Here is a 21,008-nt window from a genome sequence, read left to right as displayed (position 1 = left end):
ACCCGAACCGTGCGGTCCGGCCCAGTCCAAAAGGACAGCCGCCGGACCGTAGGTCGGCTACGCCCCGAGGAGGGCACGCCAATGACCCAGATACAGACCAAGCCCAGCACGCCAGAGCCGGTGACAGGAAGGTCTGCGCTCGACCGATTCTTCCGGCTGAGCGAACGCCGAACCACAGTTTCTCGCGAAATCCGTGGCGGTATTACCACTTTCGTCGCCATGGCCTACGTCATCCTGTTGGTGCCGCTGATTCTCGGCGGCGTCGCGGATGTCAACGGTGACAAGCTGAGCATCGCTCAACTCACCACGGCCACCGCGTTTTCCGCGGGACTGAGCACCATCCTGATGGGCGTGGCGGGCAATGTGCCTTTGGCGCTCGCCGCCGGACTCGGCGTGGTTCCGGTGGTCGCCTTCCAGGCGGCGCCGCATATGACCTGGCCGCAGACCATGGGTCTGGTCGTCCTGATGGGCGTGATCATCGTGATCCTGGCCGCGACCGGCCTGCGGACCATGATCATCAACGCCATCCCGCTCGGTCTCAAGAATGCGATCGGCGTCGGGATCGGCATGTTCATCGCGATGATCGGACTGGTCTCGGCCGGGGTGGTCGGACACGGCGCGCAGACCGGTCCGCCGGTCACCCTCGGCGCCGGTGGGCACCTATCCGGTTGGCCCGTAGTGATTTTCGCGGTCGGCCTGTTGGTGATGCTGGCACTGTTCATCCGCAAGGTGCCCGGTGCGATTCTGATCAGCATCGCCATCTCGACGGTGCTTGCCATTGTCGTCAACGCGCTGGCGAAGATCGACCCGCAGGCCTGGGGGCCGGTGGTGCCGGAGAAGCCGAAGGGGTTCTTCGCCGCACCCGATTTCGGGCTGGCGCTCAATATCGACCTCTTCGGCGGTTTCGCCGAGGCGGGCGGGCTGGTTGCGGGGGTCGTGCTGTTCACCCTGGTGCTGACCGGGTTCTTCGATGCCATGGGAACGGTTTTCGGCGTCTGCGACGAGGCCGGGCTGCTCGATGAGAAGGGCACCATGCCGGGTATCGGCAAGGTGCTGACCATCGACGGTATCTCCCAGGTCATCGGCGGCGTCAGCGGCGGTGCCGGAAATACTGTGTACGTCGAATCCGCGACGGGTGTCGGTGAGGGCGCCCGCACCGGACTGACCAGCCTGGTGACCGGTGGATTATTCTGCCTCGCAGTATTTTTCACCCCGCTCGCGGCCGTGGTGCCGATCCAGGCCGCCGCACCGGCGCTGGTGATCGTCGGTGCGCTGATGATGACCCAGGCCCGCAAGATCGATTGGAACGATCTGGAGGTGGCGGTGCCCGCCTTCCTGACGATCGTGCTGATGCCGTTCACCTACTCCATCACCAACGGTGTCGGTGCGGGCCTGATCGCGTACGTGGTGATCAAGCTGGCGCGCGGCAAATTCCGTGAAATCCATTGGCTGATCGGGGTGGTGAGCCTCGTCTTCGCCGGTTACTTCGGCATCTCGGCCATCGAACTACTCCTGGGCGGATAGCACCATGCGCGACCTCACGGCAGAACTGCGGAAATGGCATGCGGCGGACAAGGATTACGCCGTGGCCACCGTCATCGGCGTCACCGGAAGTGCTCCTCGGCCGCCCGGTGCGGCGCTGGCGGTCGACGCCGACGGCATTGTCATCGGAAGCATCTCCGGTGGCTGTGTCGAGGGCGCGGTGTACGAACTCTGCCGTGAGGTCCTGCGCACCGGGCAGCCGGTGCGCGAAACCTTCGGATACAGCGACGACGACGCTTTCGCGGTCGGGCTGACCTGCGGCGGCAAGCTCGAGGTATTCGTCCAGCGGATCACCGCGGTCGAGCGGGTCGCTATCGAGGCGATCCTGCGTACCGACGAGGCGGTCGCGCTGGTACGGGATCTGCAGACCGGTGTTGCCATGGCGATCGGGTCCTGGTGGACCGTCGGCGACGCCTTCGACGAGGTGGTCGCGGCCGAGGCCAGGGCAATGCTCGACATCGGCGCGACCGGTGTGCGCGAGATCGGCTGTGGTGCAGGTGAAGTCACGGTATTCGTAGAATCGTATGTACCACCGCCGCGCATGATCGTCTTCGGCGCAATAGATTTCGCGGCCGCCGTCACCAGGATCGGCCGTTTCCTCGGATATCACGTCACCGTCTGCGATGCCCGGCCGGTGTTCGCCACGCGGGCACGTTTTCCGGATGCCGACGAGATCGTCGTGCAGTGGCCGGACCGCTATCTCGCACGCACACAGGTCGATGCGCGCACCGTGCTGTGCGTGCTCACTCATGACGCCAAATTCGATATCCCGCTGCTCGAGGTGGCGCTGCGCCTGCCGGTGGCCTATGTGGGCGCGATGGGTTCCCGGCGCACCCACGAGGACCGCATGGCCGGGCTGCGCGCCGCCGGTGTGACGGAATCGGAACTGGCCCAATTGCATTCACCGATCGGGCTGGATCTCGGCGCGCGGACCGCGGAGGAGACGGCGGTATCCATCGCCGCCGAGATCGTCGCGGTGCGCCGTGGCGGCTCGGCCCAACCGCTGACCGCCACCGGCGGACCGATCCACCGGGACCTGCTCCCGGTCTGGTGAGCCGCGCGCCCCCGCCGTGCATTCGTACACCCGGTACGCGGGGCGCGCGGTTTCGGCCCCGCGGCTGGAGCATCCTACGAAATCGACTTCGGGATATCCCATTGGCTTCGGGCTAATCGCCGCTATTCCGACAGTGTGGTCGGCCGACATAATTGACGAAATCGCGAACAAAGGATTCACCGAATGCCGTTGATATTTCTGAATGGTTCCGCCATGCGCGGCGAACCGCTCAATCATCTGCTCGACGGCGCGCCTTTCGCGGGCGAAGCGAAAACCGCGCCGCGCTACCGTTTCTATTCGGTCGGCGATCGGTTCCCAGGTCTGGATCCCGTTGCCGATGGCGGCGATTCGATATCCGGTGAACTGTTCGATATCCCCATGGAAGTGCTGCGGCAGCGGCTGCTGCCTGCCGAACCACCCGAACTCGAACTCGGTGCGATCGAACTCGAAGACGGTCGTTCGGTCCTATCGATGCTGCTGCGCCGCGCGCCGACCTCGTATCCGGAGCTGATCGATATCACCGCCATCGGCAGCTGGAAGAAATACCGTCAAGGAGCTGAATGAGTAAGCAGGCCGGGGGCGTCGCCTTCCCGAAATTCGATGTCAATTGCTCGATCCTGTTCACCGAACTTCCGTTGCTGGAACGCCCCGCCGCGGCAAAGCAGGCCGGATTCGACGCGGTCGAATTCTGGTGGCCGTTCGGTGAGGATCCGACGCCGGGCGACAAGGAGATCGATGCGTTCGTGCGTGCGATCCGCGATGCCGGTGTGGAATTGGTCGGGCTGAACTTCATCGACCTGATTCCGGCGGGCGGGCGCGGCCTGGTCTCGGTTCCGGGTGAGGTCACCCGGTTCCGCGACAATATCGATGTCGCCGTCGGTATCGCCGAGGAGACCGGCTGCCGCGCGCTGAATGCCCTCTACGGCAATCGTGTCGAGGGTGAGAGTCCGGACAAGCAGGACGAACTCGCGCTGGAGAACCTGAGTCTTGCCGCACAGGCGGCAGGTGCCATCGGTGCCGTCGTCCTGCTGGAGGCACTGAATTCCTTCGAGTCGCCGAACTATCCGATCGTGAGCGCCGCGCACGCGGTGCAGGTCATCGAGCAGACCGGTGAATCCGACGTGCGGTTCCTCTGCGACCTGTACCACCTGGCCCGTATGGGCGAGGGCCTGCACTCGGTGATCCGCACGTACGCCGCGCATCTCGGCCACGTCCAGATCGCCGACAGTCCGGGCCGCGGCCGTCCCGGCACCGGCGAACTCGATTTCGCCGCGCTCTTCGAAACCCTGGCCGAGAGCGGCTACGACGGCTGGATCGGCCTCGAATACAAAGATCCCGAGCTGGATTGGAAGTGGACAAATGACTACAGCATCGCGTAGCGATTCCGTGGGGGGTGGCGGCCGGGCGACGGGTGGGCAAAGGATCGGTTTTGTCGGCCTGGGGATCATGGGCAGCCCGATGGCGGGCCACCTCGTCGCCGCCGGGCACGAGGTGACCGGTTACGACATCGGCCCCACCGGTCTGGAGAAGCTGAAGGCCGCGGGTGGTTCGGCCGCATCAGGTGTCGCGGAAGCGGTGCGGGACTCCGACATCGTCATCACGATGCTGCCGCAGGATGAGCACGTCGAGGCGGTCTTCGCCGATGTGCTCGTGCACGCCGCGCCCGGCACGCTGTACATCGACTTCTCCACTATCACGCCCAAGACCGCGCGCTCGACCGCCGAGCGGGGGATCGAGAAGGGGCTGCGGGTGCTCGACGCCCCGGTCTCCGGTGGCGAGCCGGGCGCGATCAATGCCGCGCTGTCGATCATGGTCGGCGGCAACGAGACCGACTTCGTCGCGGCCACACCGATTTTCGAGGCGGTCGGCAAGACCTTCGCACTGGTCGGACCGAATGGTGCCGGTCAGGTGGTCAAGGCCGCCAATCAGCTCGTCGTCGGCGGCACCTATGCCCTGGTGGCCGAGGCGATTCTGCTGATGGAGAACCTGGGCGCGGACGCCGAGAAGGGCCTCGATGTGCTGGCGGGCGGGCTCGCGGGCAGCAAGATCCTCGAACTCAAGCGCGCGTCCATGCTGAAGCGCGACTTCAAGCCCGGCTTCCGAATCGACCTGCACCACAAGGATATGGGCATCATCCTGCAGGCCGCCCGCGACGCCGAGGTGTCGATCCCGATGGGTGCGCTGACCGCGCAGTTGATCGCGGCCGCGCGTGCGATGGGTCACGGTTCACTGGACCATTCGGGTCTGCTGAAGGTGACCGAGGCGCTGTCGGGCCGGGAGCACTGACCATGGCACGCATGCGCACCGTGGATGCCGCGGTTCTGATTCTCGAAAAGGAAGGCGCGACACAGGCATTCGGCTTGCCGGGTGCCGCGATCAACCCCTTCTACAGCGCGATGCGCGCGCACGGCGGTCTCGAGCACGTGCTGGCCCGCCACGTCGAGGCCGCCTCGCATATGGCCGAGGGGTATACCCGGGCGGCCGCGGGCAATATCGGCGTCTGTATCGGCACGTCGGGGCCCGCGGGCACCGATATGATCACCGGCCTGTATTCCGCCAGCGCGGATTCGATCCCGATCCTGTGCATCACCGGTCAGGCTCCGGTGGCCAAGCTGCACAAGGAGGATTTCCAGGCCGTCGATATCGCTTCGATCGCCGCTCCGGTGAGCAAGTGGGCGGTGACGGTGCTCGAGCCCGCACAGGTTCCGGGCACGTTCCAGAAGGCCTTCCGGTTGATGCGCGAGGGCCGACCTGGTCCGGTCCTGATCGATCTGCCGATCGATGTGCAGCTCGCCGAGATCGAGTTCGACGTCGAGACTTACGAGCCGCTCGAGGTGCACCGCCCCGCCGCGACCAGGGCGCAGGCGGTCAAGGCCATCGAGATGTTGAACGCGGCGCAGCGGCCGCTGATCGTCGCGGGTGGCGGCATCGTGAACGCCGATGCCGCGGCGCTGCTGGTCGAATTCGCCGAACTCACCGGTGTGCCGGTGGTGCCGACGCTGATGGGCTGGGGCACGATTCCCGACGATCACGCACTGCACGCGGGCATGGTCGGACTGCAGACCTCACACCGGTACGGCAATGCCACCCTGCTCGAATCCGATTTCGTCTTCGGTATCGGAAACCGCTGGGCCAACCGGCATACCGGTGGTGTGGACACCTACACCAAGGACCGCACCTTCGTACACATCGATATCGAGCCGACCCAGATCGGTCGGGTGTTCGCACCGGATTTCGGCATCACCTCCGACGCGGGTGCCGCGCTGCGGGTCTTCGTCGAGGTCGCGCGCGAACTGGATGCGGCCGGACAGCTGCCCGATCGCGGCGTGTGGGCCGAGCAGTGCCGCAACCGGAAACAAGTCGGTCTGCGCAAGACGCACTTCGACGATATGCCGATCAAGCCGCAGCGCGTCTACGAGGAGATGAACAAGGCATTCGGACCCGAGGTGCGCTACGTCAGCACCATCGGTCTTTCACAGATCCAGGCGGCGCAGTTGCTGCACGTCTACCGGCCGCGGCACTGGATCAATGCGGGCCAGGCCGGGCCGCTGGGCTGGACCGTACCCGCGGCCATCGGTGTCGCGACGGCAGATCCCGATGCCACCGTGGTTGCGCTCTCGGGCGACTACGACTTCCAGTTCCTCATCGAGGAATTGGCGGTCGGCGCGCAGTTCAATATCCCGTACATCCATGTCGTGGTGAACAATTCGTATCTGGGCCTGATCCGTCAGGCACAGCGCGCGTTCGACATGGATTACTACGTGCAGCTCGCCTTCGACAACATCAACAGCCCAGAGCTCGCCGGGTACGGCGTCGACCACGTCAAGGTCGCGGAAGGCCTGGGCTGCAAGGCGATCCGGGTATTCGATCCGGCGTGGATCGGTTCGGCGCTCGATGAGGCGAAGAAGCTGGTGACCGAATTCCGGGTGCCGGTAATCGTCGAGGTCATCCTCGAACGGGTGACGAATGTGTCGATGGGACTCGAGATCGACAATATCGTCGAATTCGAAGAACTGGCGCAGGCCGCGGCCGACGTCCCGACCGCGACCGCGCAGCTGGACTGAGCCGCGATGACTCGAGTCCTGATCGCGTCCGACAAGTTCAAGGGGTCGTTGACCGCGGCGCAGGTCGGTGTCGCTGTCCGGGTCGGCATCCACCGCGTCCGGCCCGGTGCCGAGGTGTCGGTGGTGCCGATCGCGGACGGCGGGGACGGCACCGTCGCCGCCGCATTGGCGGCGGGTTTCGAGGCGGTGCTGGTGACCGCGTCCGGACCCACCGGCGAACCGGTGTGCACGGCGTATGCCCGGCGCGACGATATCGCCGTCGTGGAACTGGCGGACGTATCCGGGCTCGTACGGCTACCGGGTGGGAAGTTCGCACCGATGACGGCCACCAGCCGGGGCACCGGCGAGGTCATCGCCGCGGCGATCGATGCGGGTTGCCGTCGGGTGGTGCTCGGCATCGGGGGTAGTGCGGGTACTGATGGCGGTGCCGGGCTACTCGCTGCCCTCGGTGCGCGACTGCTCGATGTCGACGGTGCCGAAATAGGTGACGGCGGTGCGGCATTGGCGCGGCTGCACACGATCGACCTTGCGCCGGTGCGGGAACGGCTGGCCGGGGTCGAGGTCACCGTCGCGTGCGATGTCGACAACCCGCTCACCGGTCCGCGCGGTGCGGCAGCCATCTATGGTCCGCAAAAGGGTGCCGATGGTGACAAAGTGGAAGTGCTCGACGCGGCGCTCACTCATTGGGCGGATTGTGTCGCGGTCGCCACAGGGAACGATATGCGTGATCGTGCGGGTGCCGGTGCGGCGGGCGGGGTCGGGTTCGCGGCCGTCGCGGTGCTCGGTGCTCGGCTGTGTCCCGGGATCGAATTGGTTTTGGAGCTGGTCGGTTTCGCGGAACAGGTCGCCGGTGCGGATCTGGTGGTGACCGGGGAGGGCATGCTCGACGAGCAGACCCTGTACGGCAAGGCACCGGCCGGGGTCGCTACTGCCGCCGGGTTTGCGGGCGTGCCGGTCATCGCTGTTTGCGGCCGGAATACGCTGCCCCTCCAGCGATTGCATGAGGCGGGGTTCTCGGCCGCATACGTCCTGGCCGATATCGAACCCGATATCGCGCGCTGCTTCGCGGAGGGGGAACTGCTGCTCGAGCGGCTGGGTGCGCGGCTCGCCGCGGAACACCTGCCGTTGGATCCCACGGGGGAACGGCCATCTGCGGAGCACCAGTCGCCGGAGGCTGCCACGGGTCAGGTGCCTGCAAACCACGCCGTTGGGACGGCCACGGCGGAACGGCCATCTGCGGAGCACCAGTCGCCGGAGGCCGCTGCGGGCGAAGGATCCGCAGATCACGCTGCCGGTGCGGCCACGGAGGTGCGGCCATCTGCTGGACATCAGCTGCCGATCGCCGCTAGGGACCAGATATCCGCGGGCCACAGCGCCGGGGCGGCCACTCCACAGCGCAGCGTGGCAGCTCTGGCCGATGACATCGTCGCTGCCGCCTCCCGAAACGACAGCGGCGCAAGGACATTCGACGGGAGATTCCGATGATTTCCGATGGAGCTGTGTGATGCGGAAGAACTCCGAGATCCAGACGATCTCACCGGTCCCCGCACACCTGGACCTGGTGATCCGTGCGGAGCGGATCATCGGGACGGCGGGGGAGACCGGTGGCTCGGTCGGCGTGCGCGACGGCCGGATCGTGGCGATCGAGCCGCTGGACTCCATCCTGACCGCGAAAACGGTCGTCGAGCTGGCCGCCGACGAGGTGCTGCTGCCCGGCGTTGTGGATGCGCACGTGCACGTCAACGATCCCGGCCGCACCGAATGGGAGGGCTTCCCGAGTGCGACGAAGGCGGCCGCGGCGGGCGGTGTCACCACCATTATCGATATGCCGCTCAACAGTATTCCGCCGACCTGTGATCTCGCGGCACTCGAAGTGAAGCGCAAGACCGCGCAGGACCGCGTGCATGTGGACGTCGGATTCTGGGGCGGAGCGATCCCCGGAAATCTGGCGGATCTGCGGCAGCTGCAAGACGCGGGGGTATTCGGCTTCAAATGCTTTCTGCTGCACTCCGGCGTCGACGAATTCCCGGCACTGGACGCCACTCAGCTGGAACTGGCCATGCGGGAGATCCGCTTGTTCGACGGTCTGCTCATCGTGCACGCCGAAGACGCGCACGCCATCGAGCACGCACCGATTCCACAGGGGGACAAGTACTCCGGCTTCCTGCGTTCGCGCCCGCGCGGTGCGGAGAACCTGGCCGTCGCGCAGGTGATCGAACTGGCCAGGTGGACCGGCTGTCGCGTGCACATTCTGCACGTGTCGAGTTCGGATGCGCTGCCGATGATCGCCTCGGCCCGCCGCGACGGCGTCCGGATTACCGCCGAGACCTGTCCGCATTATCTGTCGTTCGCGGCGGAGGAAATTCCGGACGGTGCAACGCAATTCAAATGCTGTCCGCCGATCCGTGAAAGCGGCAATCGCGAGTTGCTCTGGGCAGGGTTGCGCGATGGCACCATCGATATGGTGGTCTCGGACCACTCACCCTCGACCGCCGACCTGAAGTGCTTCGACACCGGCGACTTCGCCCGCGCCTGGGGTGGCATTTCCTCACTGCAACTGGGACTTTCGGCTGTCTGGACCGAAGCGCGACTGCGCGGTTTCAGCCTGGTGGATGTCGCGCGCTGGATGAGCCGTGCGCCCGCCGAACATGCGGGCCTGCGGCGCAAGGGCGCCATCGAGGTCGGCTACGACGCGGATTTCTGTGTCTTCGCACCCGATGACGCCTTCCTCGTCGACGTGCGTCGCCTGCACCACAAGAACGCCGTCACACCGTACGCGGCTCGCCCGCTCGCGGGCGCGGTCCGCGGTACCTGGTTGCGCGGCAACCGAATCGATATCGAAAATGAGCCGCAGGGGCGGCTCCTGGCCCGAGGAGAAGTATGACCGATCAATCCGCCCCCGCCTTCACCCGACTGCCCGACCTCGCCTCCCGCGCGCTCGCTGGCAGTGTGGTCTACGCCAATGACGAGTTGTTCGCCGAGCGCGAGAATCTGATCCGGCCCGGCCGTGCGGTTTTCAGCACCGAGGACTTCGGCCACAAGGGCAAGACCTACGACGGCTGGGAAACGCGGCGTCGTCGCGAAACCGGCAATGACTATGCGGTTGTCCGGCTGGGTGTGCCGGGGCGGGTGCACGGTGTCGTCGTCGACACCGCATGGTTCATCGGCAATTACCCGCCCTTCGCCTCGGTCGAGGCGACGAGTGTGGAGGGCCAGCCCTCGCCTGCCGAACTCCAGCACGCCGAATGGGTGACACTGGTCGCGAAGTCGGATATCGCGGGCGATACCGACAACTTCTTCGAAGTCACCGACGAGCGCCGCTTCACCCACATCCGGCTCTCGATCTACCCGGACGGTGGCATCGCCCGCTTCCGCGTCCATGGGACCCCGCTGCCGGATCCCCGTTTCCTCAGTGGCACAGTCGATCTCGCAGCTCTGGAACACGGCGGCGATGTGGTCGACTGCTCAAACATGTTCTTCTCCGCGCCGACCAATATCCTGCTACCGGGCCGGTCGCGGCAGATGGACGAAGGCTGGGAGGGCGCTCGTCGCCGCGATGCGGGCAATGATCACGTCACGGTGCGGCTGGGTGCGCGCGGGGCGATTCGGCGCGTGGAAATCGACACTTCGAATTACGTCGGCAATGCGCCGGGTTGGGCGGTGCTGCGCGGTGCCGATGCCGATGCCGATTCGGACCTGGATGATCCGTCGACATGGACCGAATTGCTGCCGCGCACGCGGCTGCAGCCGGATGCCCGTCACTTCTTCCGGATCGGAGCCGATGCGCCGGTCACCCATGTCCGGCTCGATGTGTACCCCGACGGCGGCGTGGCACGGTTGCGGGTCCACGGCGAGATCGATCCGGAGACCTTGGTCGCCAACACCGTCGCTTGGCTCGGAGCCCTGCCCGAAACGCACGCGCTGCAGGTGCTCACCGCCGATGGCGGGTTGTCCCGCGACGAAGCACGGAAGTTGCTCGCGCAACGGCCCTTCGCGAGCCCCGACGCGGTGCCGTCGGCCGTGATCGACGCGCTGCTCGCGTTGTAGTCGCCGGTCGGCCGGGCGATCGGAAGCCCAACCGATCGTCCGGCCGACCGGCCCGGCCCGCGTCCGAAAACCGCTGGCACTTGTCGACCGGCTGATCTACGTTCGGCCCATGATGCGTACGGATGGGCCGGTCGAGCGGCAAGCCATTGTCGCCGCCGCCGTGACGGTGGTCTTGTGGGCTTCGGCCTTCGTCTTCATCCGCAGTGCGGGACACGACTTTTCGCCGGGTGCGCTGGCACTCGGGCGATTGCTCGCCGCATCGATCACGCTGGTGACGGTGCTGGTCATCCGTGGTGCGGGTCTGCCGCCGCGGGCCGCGTGGCCGGGCATCGTCATCTCCGGGGTGCTGTGGTTCGGCGTCTACATGGTGGCGTTGAACTGGGGTGAGCGCAATGTCGACGCCGGGACCGCGGCGATGGTGGTCGGCATCGGTCCGGTGTTGATCGCGGTGCTCGGCGGATTGGTCCTGCGGGAAGGGTTTCCGGCCCGGCTGATGGTCGGGCTGGTCGTGTCGTTCGCCGGAACCGTCGTTGTCGGACTGTCGACCTCCGATGGCGGCGGTGCGGCGGTGCTCGGTGTCGTGCTGTGCCTGCTCGCGGCCGTCGTCTGGGCGGCATCGACCATCGCGCAGAAACCGGCGCTGGCGAGCGCATCCGCATTGCAGGTGGTCACCTTCGGCTCGGTCATCGGAACGGTCGCGTGTCTGCCCTTCTCCTGGCAACTGGTCACCGAGGCGGCCGACGCGCCGCTGTCGTCCACACTGAGTCTGGTGTACCTGGGCGTCTTCCCCACAGCCTTGGCTTTCACCACATGGGCCTACGCACTAGCCCGCACGACGGCCGGGAAAATGGGCGTGACAACCTACGCGGTCCCGGCGCTGGTCGTGTTGATGTCGGGGATCGCGCTGGGCGAGGTACCCGGCGCGCTGACCATCGTCGGCGGTGTCCTGTGCCTGGCCGGGGTGGCCGTCACACGGTCCCGGCCGCGCGTCGGCCCATCCGTCGATCCGGAAACTGTCGAACCTGCTCCACGCTGATCGCGCTGGTCGGCCGAGTTGCGCGTTCGGCAATGTGTGCGGCGGACGCGGGGCAGAATCGACAGGCGTGGATACCGTTGACCTCTTGGACCGCGCATTGACCCAGATGGGCGAGGTCATCGCGGCGATTCGGCCGGAACAGGCGACCCTGCCGACACCCTGTGCCGGTTGGGACGTGCAGGCGCTCGTGCGACATGTCATCGGGCAGAGCCTGCGGAATTTCCTGGATTCGGCGCGTGGCGAGATGGCCGATTGGGCGGCGCCGCCCGCCGAGCTGAGTCCGAACTGGGCGGCGGAGTATCGCGCGGCCGCCGCACCCGTCCTGGACGTCTGGCGCCATGCCGACCTGGAACGCCCGGTTCCGGTACCCGGCGGCGCACAAGCGCCGCTGCGCAGCCGAGCCGACCAGCAGATCACCGAATTGGCCATGCACACCTGGGATCTCGCTCGCGCGACCGACCAGCCCATCGACTTCGACCCGGACATCGCGGAATACGGACTGGCCTGGTCGCGCAAGATGCTGCGCCCGGAATTCCGCGGACCGGACAAGGCCTTCGACCTCGAGGTGCCCGTGCCCGCCGATGCTCCCGCATACGACCGCCTCGCGGGGTGGTTCGGCCGCGATCCTTCCTGGAAGTCGCCGGGCCCACAGAACTGAACTGTCCCAATCGGTGCCCGCCCTGAAGGTTCCGGGGCGGCCGGTGTGCGCGGCACGGCAGTTGGCACTCGGATCGGCGCGCAGGAAGTCGGATTCCGCGCATCCCGGCACCGAGAAGCACCGCAGAGCTACCGCGCCAGCACGACGGGCAACTCGAGCGGTCCGCGATGCCGAAAACCGGAGCGCCACTGAATTTCTCGTGGATCGTAGACGAGCGTCGGAGTTCGGCCGTCCAGCAGCAAGGTCTCCAGTACGGCTCCGGCGATGGTTCGAACCAGTGCGGTGCCGAGGCAGGAATGGCCGCCGTGCCCGAGACCTAAATGCGGATTGTTCGCGCGTGCGAGATCGAGCTCGGCAGGATTGTCGAAGATCTCCGAATCATGGTTGGCCGATGCCAGACAGAGCAGCACGGTGTCACCGGAACGGATGGTGTGCCCCGCGATTTCGAGGTCGGTGGTTGCGAATCTGGGCCCCGAAACCACCTGCGGCGACAGGTAGCGCAGCAGTTCGTCCACGGCCGGTCGAGTATCGGCCATGGTGCGCAGCACCGCCAGCTGATCCGGATGGGTGAGCAGCGCCAACGTGGATCCGGCGATCAGGTCGACGAGCACTTCGTACCAGACGAACAGCAGATAGAACATCATCGAGGCCAGCTCGTGCGCACCCGGCGAGCCGGTCTCGTGACTCGAACGCGCCAGCCGCCCGAGCACATTGTCGCCCCGCGCCCCCTCGATCGTCGCGATGACGATGGCGCGCATGGTGGTGAGCGTGTCGCGGGCACGCGGGGGAGTGGCGCTCGGCAGCAATGTCGAACGCGCCCAACGCGACAGCGCCTCGCGCTCCGGTGCTGCCAACCCGAGCAATTCGCCGAGCACGGCCGCGGGCAGGACAACGGCGAACCGCTCGATGAGATCGATCGTGCCGCCGCAGTCCACCTCCGACAGACACACCGATACCAATTCCGGTGCCGTGCGCGCCCATTCGGCGAGCCGTCGCGGCGACAACTCGGCGGTGACGGCCCGGCGCAGCCGGGCGTGGTCCTGCGGTTCGCTCTCCAGGAATCCGAGGTCCAAGGGTGACGGCACCACGAACCCGCGATAGTCCGTCTCCCCGGCATAGCGCGGCTGGGTGGAGAGCCGATTATCGAGCAGTCCGGCCCGGACATCGGCGAACCGGGTTATCAACCAGGCGGGTGGGCCGTCCGGTGTCCGGACCCGATGCACCCCGCCGTCCTCGCGCAATCGTCGCAGCGTGGGCCATGGATTCGCGGCGAATTCGGCATCGAAGATCTGCAATGTCACGCCGCCATCATCCGGGGCGCGATACCGGCGGACGCGAGGTGTGGCGAAGGTCGCAGAATTTGCTGGTCATTTGGTCGGCGAGGTGCAAGGCTTAAGCGGTGACACATCCTCCGGATACCACGTCGGTCGCAGCGGACCCCGCGACCGACAAGCTAGACATCGCGGTCTTCAAGGTGGCAGGGGTGGTCGTGCTCGGCGCGATCATGTCGATCCTGGACATCACCGTCGTGACCGTCGCGATCCCGAAATTCCAGAACGAGTTCCACACCACCACCGCGATCGCGGCCTGGTCGATGACCGGCTACACCCTCGCGCTGGCCAGCGTCATCCCGCTGACCGGATGGGCGGCGGACCGGTTCGGCACCAAACGGCTGTACATGCTCGCGCTGACGCTGTTCGTGCTCGGATCGGTGCTGTGCAGCCAGGCCTGGAGCATGGAAACGCTGATCGCCTTCCGCGTTGTCCAGGGTCTCGGTGGCGGCATGCTGATGCCGCTCGGTATGACGATCATGACCCACGCGGCCGGTCCGCAACGCGTCGGGCGGGTGATGGCGGTGCTCGGGGTGCCGATGCTGCTCGGCCCGATCTGCGGCCCGATCCTGGGCGGTTGGCTGATCGACAGTTACGGCTGGAAGTGGATCTTCCTGATCAATGCTCCGGTCGGGGTGATCGCGCTCGTTCTCGCCTTCATCGTCTTCCCCTCGGATAACCCGGAGCCGTCGGAATCCTTCGACTTCCTCGGCATGCTGCTGGCCTCGCCGGGTCTGGCGCTTTTCCTGTTCGGCGTCTCCTCGATTCCGGGTGAGGGCACGGTCATGGCGGCCAAGGTGCTCATACCCGCCGCCATCGGTCTGGTGCTCATCGTGCTGTTCGTCTTCCACGCGCTGCGCACCGAACATCCGCTGATCGATCTGCATCTGTTCCGCAACCGATCGCTGACCTTCGCGGTGCTGACCATGGTGCTGTTCGCGACCGCCTTCTTCGGAGCGGGCCTGCTGCTGCCGACCTATTTGCAGCAGGTGCGCGGCGAAACCGCCATGGCGGCCGGTCTGCTGATGGTGCCGCAGGGCCTTGGCGCGATGTTGACGATGCCGATCGCGGGCCGACTCGTCGACAAGATCGGTCCGGGCAAGATCGTGTTGACCGGTATTTCGCTGATCTCACTCGGCACGGTGTTCTTCGTGCAGCTGAAGTCCGATACGTCGTATCCGTTCATGTTGGGCGCGCTGTTCGTGATGGGCCTCGGTATGGGCTGCACCATGATGCCGACCATGACCGCGGCGATCCAGACGCTGACCCACCAGCAGGTCGCGCGCGGAACGACGCTGATGAACATCATCAACCAGTCCGCGGGCTCCATCGGCACCGCGACGATGTCGGTGGTGCTCAGCAGCCTGCTGAACCGGCATCCGTTCGCCAAGCCCGCGATCGCGTCGAACTACGATCCCTCGATCGCGGCGCAGTTGCCGCCCGGTGCGGTCGAGACCGGATTGAGCCAGGCCGCGACGGCATTCAGCCACACCTACATCGTGGCGCTGGTGCTCATGGTGCTGACCTTGGCACCCGCGGCGTTCCTGCCGCGCACCAAGCCGCAGACACCCGCGGTCGCCGACGCGCCAGCTCTGGTGCATTAGCCGAAGGGGCCGAGTTCGCCTGTGCACCAGGCGAACTCGGGCTACCGGCGAGCGTCCAGAAAGTCCAGGACGAGCGGGCTTGCGGTGCTTCGGAATTCGTCGAAATAGGCATGCCGAGCCCCCGGGATCCACGCCAGCCGCGCACCGGGAATCCGTTCCGCGAGCAACGGTGCGTTCGCCGCGGGATTGAACCGGTCCTCGCTCCCGTGCACGATCAGCGTCGGAACCGCGATATCCGCGAGCACATCCCATGCGTCGTGTTTATTGCTCGCGTAGAGATGTCTGCGCTTCGCGTAGGCGGGCATGCTCGGATCGCCGAGGGTGTTGAACGGCCCGGACGTGCTCACCAGATACCCCGGGGTGTACATCAGTTCCAGCAGCGCCTGCCGTGCCGCCACCGGATCGGGCTGGGACAGCGACTTCCGCACCTCGGCGTCGCGCTCGACAGCGTGGCGACCACCCGGTGACGTGCAGCCGAGCACCAGCGCATGCACCCGATCCGGAAACCGCGCGGCCAGCCACTGCGCGACCCGGCCACCCATGGACGTGCCGTACACCGCGGTCTTCTCGATGCCGAGTTCGTCGAGCACCGCAATGGCGTCCTCGGCGAATCCGAGGGTGCTGTACGGGGTATCCGGCTTATCGCTGTCACCGGTCCCGCGATAGTCCAGTGAGACGGTGCGATACGCGGTCTCGAAGTCGGCGCGGACTCCATCCCACCAGTGGTGATTATTGGCCTGTCCGGTGAGCAGCAGCAGCGGCGGACCGTCACCGCCGGTCTGATACGCGATCCGGGCGCCGTCCGCGGCCTCGGCATGCGGCACGTTCGGACTCCCCTCAGCTGTAGAGGGCGACGAAACGCTCCAACGAGCGTTCGATATCGCCCTTCAGCGCCCGCGCGACCCCGGAACCGATCGGACCGAACAGGGGCGCGCCGCCCAGATCGATATCGACGGTGACCTCCGAGCCCGCACCCTTCGCGGCGACGAGCAGTTCGAGCTTGAATTTGGTGCCGCCCTTGCCCGTGCCGCTCAAGGCCAGGCGCCGCGGCGGTTCAGCGGCCTTGACCGTCCAGGTGACCCGATTGCGCAATCCCTTGACCGATGCGACGCCGACCAGTTGGGTGCCGACGGTCAGTTCGGCGGGCACCTCGTTGCGCCACGCCTCGTGCATGAGGAGCCATTTGTCGAGTTCGGTGAGGTTGGAGGTATGCGACCAGGCCTCCTGCGGGGGAATCGGCACGTCGACGGACACCTTCAGCTTTGCCATTCGCGCATAGTATCCGGTACCCACGGTTCGCTATTTATGGCATTCGGTCATACCGATCGGGCGGTACGCGAAATGCAATGGGGGCGCTGGCGGTTCGAGGAATCGGAATGTGGTCCTCGGATCGAGAGAGACTTCCCGGCGATGCTGCTACTGTGGGCGGGTCGTCGGGTGCCGAGCTACTTATCGGCTCGATCCGCCCGGTTGGTGATTCGTCGAATCGCTTGCCGTGCGGGCACTCTGGGGTTGGTGCCGGTGTCGATGTGGCCGCATTCGACGAATGTTGATCCTGGTCGGCGTCGCGAGGAAGGCGAGACAACGCGCAGTGACTCCGGCTGTCGCAACGACGAGAGAGCTGATGAATCAAGATATCGCCGTGGTGCTTTCATGGATCCTCGCCCCCGCTCTCATTATTGCCGTGGCGGCGGCGTTGTATGTAGCGCAATACGCGAAACAACAGAAGATCCGCGCCGACGCCCTCAATAGAGCGAATCGGGCGCAGGAGGAAACCCTCGAGCACTTCGCCGGACAGACATTGCCGGCGATGACCGAGGCCGTGCGCCGCTTCGAGGCACCGGTTTCGGCCATCGAGGTGCCGACGGGGCAGGAGACCTCCCGGTTCACCCAGTGCCTGCAATGGATTTCCGAGCGGTACGCCGACGACCTGCGCATGGTGCAGTCGGAGGCGCACGAGCAGGCCGCGCGTGAGGCCGAGGAAAAGGCGCAGCAGGCGATCAAGGCGACCGAGGAGGGCACTCGGGCCGAGATCGAATCCGCTTCGCGGGCCGCGACCAGTGCGGCGGTGCGTTCCTTCGGCACCTCCGTGGTGAGCCTCGGCGCGGATGTCAGTCAGGTGGTGAGCTCCGCGCTGCGCGAGCACCGCGACGACGAGGTCTACGCCACCCTCACCCGCATCGACCACACCGTGCAGCAGATGCTGCGGCAGGCCCAGTCGTATGTGATCGTCTGTGGTGGTCTGCCGGGTCGGCGCTGGCCCGCGCAGTCGCTCACCGATGTGGTCGGCGGCGCGATCGGGCGTGTGCGTGACTACCTGCGGGTGCGGGCCAACCAGCTCGACCGCATCGTCATCAGCCGCGCGGTGGAACCGCTCGTGCACACCCTGGCCACGCTGCTCGACAACGCGCTGCGCTACTCCCCGCCGACGTCTTATGTGGATGTGACCTTCCAGGAGGGCCACCACGGCGTCACCGTCATCATCGATGATGCCGGTGTGCGGATGAACGCGGAGCAGATGGAGGAGGCCAGGCAGGTGCTCGCCAACGAGCGCCCGATCGACATCCACCAGCTCGGCCCGTCCCCGCGCGTCGGTTTCCCGGGCATCGCGGCACTAGCCCGACGCTACGGATTCACCGTCTACATCGATGGCCCGAACGTCTACGGCGGTATGCGGGCGATGGTCTACATCCCCGAGGCGCTGCTCGTCACCGCGGTGGCCAACGCCGAACCGGCCGTTCCCGCCGTTACCCCGGCCCCGGAACCCGTGCCAACCGCTGCCGCCGAGGGTAAGCCCTTCGAATTATCCCCGGTTCCGGTCTTGGCCGGGGTGGGCGAACAACCCGCCGAGAACGAGGAGTTCGCTGTGCACGAGATCACCAGTGGCGGCTTACCCAAACGACGTCGTCGGGCGGTGTCTTCGGTGCCCGCGCAGACCGGCACCGAATCCGAAGCGGGACAGGCGCGTCCCGAGATCGCCTCCGCCTGGCAGACGGGTTCCAAGAGCGGCCGTGAGGCTGCTGCCTCCGATAACACGGAAGGGATGTCATCCTGATGAGCACACCGGTGACCGACAGCAGCAATAGGCTGGGTTGGCTACTCGAGGATCTCAGCAACGTTCCCGGCGTCCGGTTCGCAGTGCTGCTGTCCGACGACGGACTGCGGATCGCGCACTCCGACGGTGTCAATAAGGATGATGCCGAGCGTTTCTCCGCGGCCGCCTCGGGTCTGCGTTCACTAGGTAAAGCGCTCGGCGAATTCTGTGGTGGCCTCGACAATGGTGTGCGCCAGAACATGACCGAATACGACCAGGGCATGATCCTCATCACCGCGGCGGGCGAGGGTGCACTGCTCGGTGTTTCGACGACGCCCGAGACCGATATCGGGCTGGTCGCGCACCGCATGAACGAACTCGCCGGGCGGGTCGGGCACGAGTTAGGCGCCCAGCCGCGCGGGAGGGTTGAGGGCGGCTTGACATCATGACGAGGTCCCGGCGAGACCCCGACTTGGTCCGGGCCTACGTGCGCACCGGGGGGCGAATCCGTCCCAGTCGTGAGTTGGACCTGGTCACCCTGGTCGTCGCCGCCAAAGATCCGGCACCTGGTGCGACACCCGATGCGCGCCAGGTGCTGAACCTGTGCAGCCGTCGCAGTGCCCTGTCCATTGCCGAGATCGCCGCCTATCTCGACCTGCCGCCGTCCGTGGTGAAGATCGTCGTCGCCGATCTGCTGGACAGCGAACATCTGGCCACTCCGACCCCGGCCGAAGTCATGCCGGAGATCACCCTGCTCGAGGAGGTACTCAATGGGCTCCGCGCTCTCCCGGCCTGAGCGCACTGTCGACTATGTGCCGGAGACCGTGACCCGGTCGGTAAAGCTCTTGGTGGCAGGCAATTTCGGTGTCGGCAAAACGACATTCGTGAACAGCGTTTCGGAGATCCGGCCGCTGCGCACGGAGGAGACGATCACCGAGGCCAGTGTCGGCGTCGACGATATGGCCGGGCTACCGGGCAAATCGCAGACGACCGTGGCGATGGATTTCGGCCGTATCACGCTGAATCCCACACTCGCCCTCTATCTTTTCGGGACGCCGGGACAGCGGCGTTTCGTCCCGCTGTGGGAGGAGTTGGCGCGCGGTGCGCTCGGCGCCCTGGTCCTGGTGGACACCCGGCGCATCGAGAAGGCCGACGAGGTGCTGTCCGTGCTCGAGGAGCGCGGGGTCCAGTATTCGGTCGCGGTCAACCAGTTCGAAGGCGCTCAGCGCTATCCGCTCGAAGAGATCCGGGACGCACTGGATCTCGCTCCGGATACTCCGCTGACCTCGCTCGACGCGCGTCAGCGCAGCACCTGTCTGCGGTCGCTGATCACGCTCGTCGAGTTCCTATTCCATCGCCAGGAGTCTCGGAAGTAACCACGCATTGCACACTGATTCGACAAAGCCCGGCCCTGTCGCGTTGGGGTCGCCGATCGAGACCGACGGCCCGCGCGTACCGCTCTACTCGGAGGAGTTCGCAGCAGATCCGCACCGCGCGTACCGTGACATGCGCCGCCAGTTCGGATCTCTGGTACCGATCGACCTATCGCCCGGTGTACCAGCCACTTTGGTGATCGGCTATCACACCGCCGTACGAATCCTCAACGATCCCGACCACTTTCCGGCGGATCCGCGCACCTGGCAGCAAAAGATTCCTGGTGAATGCCCGGTCCTGCCGATGCTGGAATGGCGGCCGAATGCCTTGCGCAGCGCCGGAAACGAGCATTTGCGCTATCGACAGGCGAATGCGGCAAGCCTGGCCGAGGTCGATTTGCACGCACTGCATGCCGTCGTCGAAGATGCAGCCATTCCACTGATCAATGCCTTCTGCGGTGACGGTGCGGCCGATCTGATCAGCCAGTACGCATTTCCGCTCACCTTCCAGGTGTTGAACGAGATGCTCGGCTGTCCGGCGGAGATCGGCCAGCAGGTCGCCACGGGGATGGCGGCCATCTTCGAAGGCGTGAACGCCGACAAGGGCAATGCGATGCTCACCGACGCGCTGTTCGAGCTCGTCACGCTGAAGCGCAGCGTTCCCGGCGACGACATCACCTCGCGGCTGATCGCGCATTCGGCCGTGCTGTCGGACGAGGAGATGATCCACCAGCTCGTCACTGTCTACGGTGCGGGCATCGAACCGCAGCAGAACCTGATCACCAACACACTGCTGCTGATGATGACCGACGACCGGTTCGCGGGCAGCGTGCACGGCGGAAGTCTTTCCACCCGTGACGCACTCGACGAGGTGCTGTTCACCGACCCGCCGATGGCGAATTACTGCGTCTCCTATCCGAGACAGCCGATCCTCATCGACGGTGTCTGGCTGCCCGCTCACCAACCGGTCGTCATCAGCATGTCCGGATGTAATAACGATCCCGCCGTCGGCGTGAGCGAATTCGGACCCAACCGTTCGCATCTGGCATGGAGTGTGGGCCCACATTCGTGTCCGGCGCGGTCGGTCGCCTATCTCATTGTCCAGGATGCCATCGACCAACTGCTCGACGCACTTCCCGAAATGCGTTTGGGGACGGAGCCCGAACAACTCGCCTGGCGGCCGGGTCCGTTCCATCGGGCCCTGGTATCCCTCCCGGTCACTTTTCCCAAATCCCCTCCGCTAGCCATGCTGTAAGGAGATTTCT

At 66.1% G+C, this 21,008-nt stretch carries 20 protein-coding genes; 17 read left to right on the top strand and 3 right to left on the bottom strand.

What is annotated here, in order from left to right:
• The first annotated feature begins 81 nt into the window (after nt 1-81).
• The 11 genes from NP3_RS04255 to NP3_RS04205 all read left to right on the top strand — a co-directional run bounded on the left by NP3_RS04255 (nt 82) and on the right by NP3_RS04205 (nt 12,401).
• Entirely contained in the window at nt 82-1,524 is a 1,443-nt protein-coding gene (locus tag NP3_RS04255) for an NCS2 family permease (protein ID WP_063037941.1), read from the top strand.
• A gap of 4 nt (nt 1,525-1,528) precedes the next feature.
• Nucleotides 1,529-2,596, top strand: coding sequence for an XdhC family protein (locus NP3_RS04250; RefSeq protein WP_063037939.1), 1,068 nt, complete (start codon nt 1,529-1,531; stop codon nt 2,594-2,596).
• Between the two features lie 183 nt (nt 2,597-2,779).
• Nucleotides 2,780-3,160, top strand: coding sequence for an allophanate hydrolase-related protein (locus NP3_RS04245; RefSeq protein WP_040699294.1), 381 nt, complete (start codon nt 2,780-2,782; stop codon nt 3,158-3,160).
• Nucleotides 3,157-3,975 carry a hydroxypyruvate isomerase family protein gene (locus NP3_RS04240; RefSeq protein ID WP_063037937.1) on the top strand — a complete coding sequence of 273 codons (819 nt, stop codon included), beginning with the start codon at nt 3,157-3,159 and terminating at the stop codon, nt 3,973-3,975. The genes NP3_RS04245 and NP3_RS04240 overlap by 4 nt, the downstream gene beginning before the upstream one ends.
• On the top strand, nt 3,956-4,882 hold the full coding sequence (locus tag NP3_RS04235; RefSeq protein WP_063037935.1) for an NAD(P)-dependent oxidoreductase: 927 nt from the start codon (nt 3,956-3,958) through the stop codon (nt 4,880-4,882). Before NP3_RS04240 ends, NP3_RS04235 begins: the two co-directional genes overlap by 20 nt.
• Before the next feature lie 2 nt (nt 4,883-4,884).
• Entirely contained in the window at nt 4,885-6,660 is a 1,776-nt protein-coding gene (gene gcl / locus NP3_RS04230) for a glyoxylate carboligase (protein WP_063037933.1), read from the top strand.
• Between the two features lie 6 nt (nt 6,661-6,666).
• Nucleotides 6,667-8,145, top strand: a complete 1,479-nt coding sequence (locus NP3_RS04225) for a glycerate kinase (RefSeq protein ID WP_084508119.1) — start codon at nt 6,667-6,669, stop codon at nt 8,143-8,145.
• Between the two features lie 19 nt (nt 8,146-8,164).
• A complete protein-coding gene (gene allB, locus NP3_RS04220) occupies nt 8,165-9,544 on the top strand; it encodes an allantoinase AllB (protein ID WP_063038221.1) in 1,380 nt (459 codons plus the stop codon).
• Nucleotides 9,541-10,707 (top strand): allantoicase, encoded by a 1,167-nt coding sequence (gene alc / locus NP3_RS04215; protein WP_063037932.1) that lies wholly within the window; start codon nt 9,541-9,543, stop codon nt 10,705-10,707. The genes allB and alc overlap by 4 nt, the downstream gene beginning before the upstream one ends.
• Before the next feature lie 109 nt (nt 10,708-10,816).
• A complete protein-coding gene (locus NP3_RS04210; protein ID WP_063037930.1) occupies nt 10,817-11,743 on the top strand; it encodes a DMT family transporter in 927 nt (308 codons plus the stop codon).
• Nucleotides 11,744-11,810: 67 nt separating this feature from the next.
• Nucleotides 11,811-12,401, top strand: coding sequence for a TIGR03086 family metal-binding protein (locus NP3_RS04205; RefSeq protein ID WP_063037928.1), 591 nt, complete (start codon nt 11,811-11,813; stop codon nt 12,399-12,401).
• Nucleotides 12,402-12,529: 128 nt separating this feature from the next.
• On the opposite strand, the gene NP3_RS04200 is transcribed toward NP3_RS04205, so the two are convergent.
• Nucleotides 12,530-13,702, bottom strand: a complete 1,173-nt coding sequence (locus NP3_RS04200) for a cytochrome P450 (protein ID WP_063037926.1) — start codon at nt 13,700-13,702, stop codon at nt 12,530-12,532.
• Nucleotides 13,703-13,800: 98 nt separating this feature from the next.
• Here NP3_RS04200 and NP3_RS04195 point away from each other — a divergent pair, with 98 nt between their 5' ends.
• Nucleotides 13,801-15,336, top strand: a complete 1,536-nt coding sequence (locus tag NP3_RS04195) for a DHA2 family efflux MFS transporter permease subunit (RefSeq protein ID WP_063037924.1) — start codon at nt 13,801-13,803, stop codon at nt 15,334-15,336.
• 41 nt (nt 15,337-15,377) lie between these two features.
• On the opposite strand, the gene NP3_RS04190 is transcribed toward NP3_RS04195, so the two are convergent.
• Both NP3_RS04190 and NP3_RS04185 read right to left on the bottom strand, forming a co-directional pair.
• Complete coding sequence (locus NP3_RS04190) at nt 15,378-16,160, bottom strand: alpha/beta fold hydrolase (RefSeq protein WP_063037922.1); 783 nt, start codon at nt 16,158-16,160, stop codon at nt 15,378-15,380.
• 13 nt (nt 16,161-16,173) lie between these two features.
• Complete coding sequence (locus NP3_RS04185; protein ID WP_040689525.1) at nt 16,174-16,605, bottom strand: type II toxin-antitoxin system Rv0910 family toxin; 432 nt, start codon at nt 16,603-16,605, stop codon at nt 16,174-16,176.
• A gap of 355 nt (nt 16,606-16,960) precedes the next feature.
• Here NP3_RS04185 and NP3_RS04180 point away from each other — a divergent pair, with 355 nt between their 5' ends.
• The 5 genes from NP3_RS04180 to NP3_RS04160 all read left to right on the top strand — a co-directional run bounded on the left by NP3_RS04180 (nt 16,961) and on the right by NP3_RS04160 (nt 20,998).
• Entirely contained in the window at nt 16,961-18,391 is a 1,431-nt protein-coding gene (locus NP3_RS04180; RefSeq protein ID WP_063038219.1) for an ATP-binding protein, read from the top strand.
• Entirely contained in the window at nt 18,391-18,819 is a 429-nt protein-coding gene (locus NP3_RS04175) for a roadblock/LC7 domain-containing protein (protein ID WP_063037919.1), read from the top strand. Before NP3_RS04180 ends, NP3_RS04175 begins: the two co-directional genes overlap by 1 nt.
• A complete protein-coding gene (locus NP3_RS04170) occupies nt 18,816-19,166 on the top strand; it encodes a DUF742 domain-containing protein (RefSeq protein WP_063037917.1) in 351 nt (116 codons plus the stop codon). The genes NP3_RS04175 and NP3_RS04170 overlap by 4 nt, the downstream gene beginning before the upstream one ends.
• Nucleotides 19,141-19,746 (top strand): GTP-binding protein, encoded by a 606-nt coding sequence (locus tag NP3_RS04165; protein ID WP_063037915.1) that lies wholly within the window; start codon nt 19,141-19,143, stop codon nt 19,744-19,746. Before NP3_RS04170 ends, NP3_RS04165 begins: the two co-directional genes overlap by 26 nt.
• Nucleotides 19,747-19,876: 130 nt before the next feature.
• Entirely contained in the window at nt 19,877-20,998 is a 1,122-nt protein-coding gene (locus NP3_RS04160; RefSeq protein WP_245720805.1) for a cytochrome P450, read from the top strand.
• Nucleotides 20,999-21,008 lie beyond the last annotated feature (10 nt).

Origin of the sequence: Nocardia pseudovaccinii NBRC 100343, from assembly GCF_001613225.1 — a bacterium.
GTDB lineage: Bacteria > Actinomycetota > Actinomycetes > Mycobacteriales > Mycobacteriaceae > Nocardia > Nocardia pseudovaccinii.
The sequence above is the reverse complement of the archived record's forward strand: the minus strand, read 5'-3'. Positions and strand labels throughout refer to the sequence as shown.